This window comes from Microbacterium sp. AR7-10 (assembly GCF_001878835.1).
GTDB lineage: Bacteria > Actinomycetota > Actinomycetes > Actinomycetales > Microbacteriaceae > Microbacterium > Microbacterium commune.
In genome coordinates, this window is the sequence record NZ_MJIR01000071.1 from 42994 (window position 1) to 49301 (window position 6308).

At 71.2% G+C, this 6308-nt stretch carries 6 protein-coding genes; 1 reads left to right on the forward strand and 5 read right to left on the reverse strand.

Annotated elements, in window-relative coordinates; translation table 11 throughout:
- Positions 1-55: 55 nt before the first annotated feature.
- From BFN01_RS10035 to BFN01_RS10050, 4 genes are all read right to left on the reverse strand, one after another.
- Complete coding sequence (locus BFN01_RS10035) at positions 56-1177, reverse strand: 5-(carboxyamino)imidazole ribonucleotide synthase (protein WP_071643988.1); 1122 nt, start codon at positions 1175-1177, stop codon at positions 56-58.
- 63 nt (positions 1178-1240) lie between these two features.
- Entirely contained in the window at positions 1241-1786 is a 546-nt protein-coding gene (locus tag BFN01_RS10040) for a PH domain-containing protein (protein WP_071643990.1), read from the reverse strand.
- A 56-nt stretch (positions 1787-1842) separates the two neighbouring features.
- Positions 1843-2601, reverse strand: a complete 759-nt coding sequence (locus tag BFN01_RS10045) for a biotin--[acetyl-CoA-carboxylase] ligase (protein WP_071643992.1) — start codon at positions 2599-2601, stop codon at positions 1843-1845.
- Positions 2601-3881: a CDP-glycerol glycerophosphotransferase family protein gene (locus BFN01_RS10050; protein ID WP_071643994.1), complete on the reverse strand. Its 1281-nt coding sequence runs from the start codon at positions 3879-3881 to the stop codon at positions 2601-2603. Before BFN01_RS10050 ends, BFN01_RS10045 begins: the two co-directional genes overlap by 1 nt.
- 176 nt (positions 3882-4057) lie before the next feature.
- Between BFN01_RS10050 and BFN01_RS10055 the strand changes: the two genes are divergently transcribed.
- On the forward strand, positions 4058-5077 hold the full coding sequence (locus BFN01_RS10055; protein WP_071644004.1) for a glycosyltransferase family 2 protein: 1020 nt from the start codon (positions 4058-4060) through the stop codon (positions 5075-5077).
- A gap of 7 nt (positions 5078-5084) precedes the next feature.
- Here the strand turns inward: BFN01_RS10055 and BFN01_RS10060 are convergent.
- Positions 5085-6308: CDP-glycerol glycerophosphotransferase family protein (locus BFN01_RS10060; protein ID WP_071643996.1), on the reverse strand; the 1224-nt coding region annotated here is incomplete at its 5' end.

Sequence of the window (6308 nt, forward strand, 5' to 3'; positions counted from 1 at the left end):
ACCATGACAGGCTACGGGGCGGTGCGGGGAGAAGGTCGCAGCGGCACGCGCGCGCTCAGACGAACAGGGCTGCTGCTGCACGGGCGGTGTAGACGACGTCCTCGAGGTCGTCGCCCGAGACGTTCACGTGACCGACCTTGCGGCCGGGACGCGGGGCCTTGCCGTAGGTGTGGATCTTCGCGTCGCGATACTCCTGCATCGCGGGCGCGAAGCGGTCGGCGAGCGAACCCTCGGCGGGTCCGCCGAGGATGTTGATCATCACGGTCCACGGCTGCCGCGGATCGGTGCGGCCCAGCGGCAGGTCGGCGACCGCCCGCAGGTGCTGCTCGAACTGCCCGGTCACCGCGCCGTCCTGGCTCCAGTGCCCGCTGTTGTGCGGGCGCATCGCGAGTTCGTTCACGAGGATGCGGTCGTCGTCGGTCTCGAACAGCTCGACGGCGAGCATGCCCGTCACTCCGATGCCCTCGGCGACACGGCGCCCGATCTGCTCGGCGAGCTCGACCACACGCGCGGTGGTGCCCGGCGCCGGTGCGATGACCTCGGCGCACACCCCGTCGCGCTGCACGGTCTCGACGACCGGGTAGGCGACCATCTCGCCGCTGGGCCGTCGAGCGATCTGCTGTGCCAGCTCGCGGCGGAACGACACCAGCTCCTCGGCGAGCAGGGCCTCGCCGCCGGCTGACGCGAACCAATCGGCGGCGTCCGACCCCGAGCGCACGACGCGCACGCCCTTTCCGTCGTAGCCTCCGCGTGGCGTCTTCACGACCGCTCCCCCGCCGTGCTCGTCGATGAACCGCTGCAGCTCGCCCGCGTCGCGCACCGGAGCCCACTCGGGCTGGGGCACGTCGAGTTCGGCGAGACGCGCGCGCATGACCAGCTTGTCCTGCGCGTACTGCAGCGCATCAGGCCCGGGATGCACCTGGATGCCGTCCGCGACGAGCGCGCGGAGCACACCCTGCGGGACGTGCTCGTGATCGAAGGTGATGACGTCGACGTCGCGCGCGAAGGCGCGCACCGTCTCGAGGTCGCGGTAGTCGCCGACGGCGGTCGCCGCCAGCTGCGCCGACATCCCCTCGTCCTCGGCGAGCACCCGGATGTCGAGCCCGATCTCGACCGCCGGAGCGATCATCATCCGAGCCAGCTGTCCTCCGCCGATCACACCCACGCGCACGGTCATGCAGCGCCCCTTTCGTCGTCTCCATTCTCGCGCACTCCGTCGCGAGCGGAAGACGATCGGCGCTCAATACCCCCGGCTCGCGGACTGCGCGTCACGATGGGCGAGGATCTGGTTCACCTCGATCTGATCGGCGAGCACCTCGTGCACGAGGCTCGCCATGGGCACGTTCACCAGCCGCACCGGCTCGTCGGCGCCGTCGCTGAGCGTGATCGTCCCCGCGCCCCACACCCGCTGCAGCGGACCACGGCGGATGCTGATCGAGTAGCCGCGCATGTGCGACACCTCGCGGCGACGGCGTGAGCCGAGCCCCTCGCGCACGATGACCCGGCGGGTGGTGATGGTGAACGTGCGCGAGATCCAGAACAGGAACGGCATCACCACGAGCAGCAGCACGATGATGCCGGCTCCGGCGAGCAGCATCCAGTTCTCGTACCCCTCAGGCAGGTTGTCGTAGAGGTAGGCGGTGACGCCGACGGTGGCGACGAGCAGCGCCGCAGGCCAGAAGAGCCGCCGCGCATGGCTGCGCAGACGCGCCACGAGCAGTTCTTCGGCGGGCGCGCCCGGCGGCGGCATGTTCGGCCGGCCGCCGAGGGTCACGGGCTGTGTCACCCCTCCATTGTGCCCGCGTCGCCCCGGGTACGCGGCAGGCCGCCGGGCGCGTCGGCTCAGGCGAGTCGGGCGTGCACGACATCGCCCGACGCCACCGCCCGCTCGACGCCGGCGGCGTCGACCACGAGGCACCCGTCGTCCTGCAGACGCACGGCGCGACCGCGCAGCGTCTCGCCGTGCGGCATCGTCACCTCGACGTCGCGGCCGAGGCTGAGGCAGCGCCTCTCCGCCTTGTCGTGGAGTCCGGATGCCCGTGCCCCGTCGCGGGCCAGCCCGGCGACCAGGCCGCGCAGGGCTTCCAGGTAGCCGGAGAGCAGCAGGTCGATGTCGGCAGCCGCGCCGAGCGCCGCGAACGACGTGGCGGTCGGCACCGGCAGCTCGGCGGTCGTCATCGCGGTGTTCACCCCACTGCCCACCATCACACCGTCCGGGGTGACCTCGGCGAGGATGCCGCAGATCTTGCGCCCGTCGACGAGGACATCATTGGGCCACTTGAAGCCGACATCGTGTGCCGGCAGCTGGGCTGCCACGGCATCCGTCATCGCAACGCCCGCGGCCAGCGCGAGCCAGCCCCACGCGTCGGCGTCGGCGGGCAGATCGCGCAGCAGCACCGAGACGGCGAGCGCGGAGCCCGGCGGCGTCGTCCACGTGCGATCCAGACGTCCCCGACCCGCGGTCTGCGCGTCGGTCACCAGGGCGGCGAGATGGCCGAGTCGCTCGCGGGTGAGGCGCTCGCGCATCTCGACGTTGGTGGAGCCGCACGAGTCGAGCACGATGAGCGGGTCGGCGAGCGCTCGCGTGCGCGGAAGCTGCATCAGTCGTCGTCCTCGTCGGCGCCGTCGCCGCCGTCCGCGTCGGATGCCGTCCCACCGGCATCCCTGGCATGCCACTCGTCCCACGTGCGCATGAGGTGCTCGATCGCGCCGTGGAACTTCGCGGTCGCGGCTCCCGGCGCGGTGTCACCGAAGTAGTGCTGCACCCAGGTGCGCAGACGGGCGACGGCCTCGTCGTCAGCGGCGACGCGCTCGACCTCCTCGACGATGCGCGCGGCGCCGTCGACGGTGAGCCATTCGCACGCCGACAAGTACCCCGTGGTGTCGATGGAGGCACGCTCGTCGGCCGGGCGCGTGATCAGCAGCGGCTTGCCCGCGGCGAGCCGGTCGTAGACCATGGCGGAGATGTCGACGACGGCGACGTCTGCCGCGGCCAGCTGCCAGCCGAGCTCGGGACCGTCGTCGTACACGTGCTGGGCGCGCGGGTCGGCGGTGTTGGCCTGGTCGATCGCGGCGAGGATGCGGCGGTGCGCCGCGCCGTAGTCGTGGTCCACGACGCCGCTGCGCGGATGCGGACGGTAGATCACCCGATGCCGGCCCGTGGCGAGCAGCCCGGCGACCAGGGTCTCGCCGTGCGACGCGATCGAGCCGTAGTGCGCCGAGGGACGATCCCCCTCCCACGTCGGCGCGTACAGCACGACCATGCGCTCGTCGGGGGTGTACGGCAGAGTTCCGGAGTAGTGGTCGGCCTGCGGCCGACCGATCTCGATCGTGCGCGTGTCGAGGTCGTAGTCCCACAGGGTGCGGCTGAGCCGGTCGCGGGCGGCCTGACCCGCGATCAGGGCGTAGTCGTACGCCTTGTACTGATTGGTGGTCATGTACATCTTGTCGGACTCGCCGTGGTTGATGAACACGTGCCAGCGTCGGCCGTAGCGGAACATCTGGAAGTTGCGGGTGTTCTGGTTCACGTACAGCACGATGCGGATGTCCTGCTCGGCGATGAACCGCTCGAGGTCGCGCACCGTGGGCAGGAAGGCGACCGGAAGCGCGTCCTCCTCGATCAGCCGCTCGGCTCCGGTGGCACTGCGCGAGAGCACGACGACGGGCCAGCGCTTCGCGAGCTCGGCGAGGGGGCGGTACCACTGGCGCATCTGATACATGTTGACCGCGCCGTCGGCGAAGTACACCGCGATGCGGTAGCGACCGGCCGGGTGCGGGCCCTGGGCGGCGAGACGCCGTCGCACACGCTGCACGGCCGAGCGCGAGGTCAGTGCCTTCTGCAGCAGTCGATACGCCTTCTTGCCGTCTGAGACCACACCCATCCCTCCAGGATACCGGGCGGTCGCGAGCGCCCTCAGGCGGAGGGATGCGGGCTGCCGCCCGTTCCGGATGCGGGAGCCGACCTGCGAATCGTCCGCGCCGGCGGGACGAACGCGCATGACATGATCGACACGTGCAGGATGACGACAGGATCACCTCCGCCGGCGTCTCGTTCGTGATGCCGGTTCTGAACGAGCGCGACTACCTCGAGCACGCGGTGCGCTCGGTTCTCGAGCAGGACATCGACGGTCCCGCCGAGCTCGTGCTGGCGCTCGGACCCTCCAGCGACGGCACGACGGAGCTGGCCAGGCGCCTCGCCGATGACGACCCACGGATCATCCTGGTCGACAACCCCGCCGCGCACATCCCTGTGGGCTTGAACGCCGCCATCCGGGCCAGTCGGCATCCCACCATCATCCGCGTCGACGCGCATTCCGAGCTCTCCCCCGGGTACGCGCGCCGAGCGCTCGAGACGCTGCAGCGCACGGGAGCCGCGAACGTCGGGGGGATCATGCGCGCCGACGGCCGCACCCCGTTCCAGAGCGCCGTGGCGCGGCTGTACAACTCCCCCGTGGGTCTGGGCGGCGGTGCGTACCACGGCAGCGAGCACGAGGGCGAGGCCGAGTCGGCGTACCTCGGCGTGATGCGCCGTGACGTGATCGAGCAGGTGGGCCTGTTCGACGAGACGATCCGCCGTGGTGAGGACTGGGAGCTGAACCTGCGCATCCGCCAGGCCGGTCACCTGGTCTGGTTCGATCCGGCCCTGTCGGTCACCTACTGGCCGCGGGAGAGCTGGTCGCGTCTGGCCCGCCAGTTCCGCGCCACGGGCGCGTGGCGCGGCGAGCTGGTGCGCCGCTTCGGGCGGCGCAACGGACTGCGCTTCTTCGCTCCTCCGGTCCTGGTGCTCGTCAGCGCGACGGCCCTGCTCGTCGGCATCCTGCAGCTCATCGGCGTGCTGCGCGGCGTCGCAGCCGTCATCGCCTCGATGATCTACCTGCCGCTGCTCGCCTACGCGCTGCTGGTCATCGGCGTCGGTCTGATGAGCCCGGGCGGGGTGCGCCGACGGCTGTGGACGATGGCCGTGCTGCCGACCATGCACCTCTCGTGGGGTCTGGGGTTCATCGGCGGAGCGCTGCGCGGTGCGCGCGACACGGTCGACGCGTCGCGGCTCGGGTCGCGCAACACCCCGCTGCCGTAGCGGCCGGCTAGACCGTGAGCCAGCCCTGGTCGAGGATGCGCGAGACGACCCGGTCGGCGGCGTGCCCGTCATCGCGCCGGTTGAACTGCGCGCGCCACGCGATGTAGCGCTCGCGGTAGGCCTCGGGCACCTCCGGCTCGTCGAGCGCCTGCACGAGCTCGTCCTGACTGTGCACGAGCGGTCCAGGGGCACGCTCGGCGAGATCGAAGTAGAACCCGCGCAGCTCGCCGCGGTAGTGCTGCAGATCGGGCACGAGGAAGAACATCGGCCGGCCGGTGACACTGAAATCGAACATCACCGACGAGTAGTCGGTGACGAGCACATCGGCGATGAGCAGCAGCCGAGCCGTCTCCGGGTACCCGGTGACGTCGATGACCCTCGCGCCGGCGTGGTCGCGCCCCGGCCGGATGGTTCGCGAGTGACCGCGCACCAGCACGACCGAGTCGGTCTGCTCGGCCAGCAGCTGCGGGTCGACGAAGTCGACCATCTCGGAGCGGTCGTCGCGCCAGGTGGGGGCGTACAGGATGACCCGCTCGTCGGCGCCGATGCCCAGTGCCTCGCGCACCGGCGCCGGGTCTCCGTTCACGAGCACGTCGTTGCGGGGGTACCCCTCGACCCAGATCGGCTTGCCGAAGAACGCGTACGCCTTCTTCAGGATGCGCGCGGCATACGGGTTCTGCGCCAGCAGCACGTCCCAGCGGCGGGACTCCTTGAAGACCGCCGCCATCCGGCGCGGGTCGAACCCGGGCCGGTGCAGCGCGAGGCGCTTGAGGGGCGTGCCGTGCCACGTCTGCAGCACGATCTGCCCGGGCTTGCGCACGAATCTCCGTCGCAGCCAGTCGTTGACCACGAGGATGCGGGACTCCGCGCGGGCGCGCCACCACTCCGGTCCGCCTTCGACGACGGGGATCGCGCCCTCCGGCACCTCCACCGACAGGTCGGTGACGCTCCAGTACCTGATCACCGCCGGCGCGCGCTCGGCGAGCACCCGGTCGATGGCTCGCGGATTGCACCCGGCGGTCTGTCCGTAGAAGCTCTCGAAGAAGACCGCGTTCTCCCCCGCCCCGATCTGCGACGCATACCGCTGCTCGAGCGTGCGCTGCCCCTCCGGGGTCTCGTAGATGGGGGCGACGGGCGCCGCGATCACGGCATCCGCGCCGCGCACCTCGATGCGCAGCCCCGGCAGCAGGGTGGGCTCGATCTCGACGGGGTCGAGATCGAGCCCACCCTG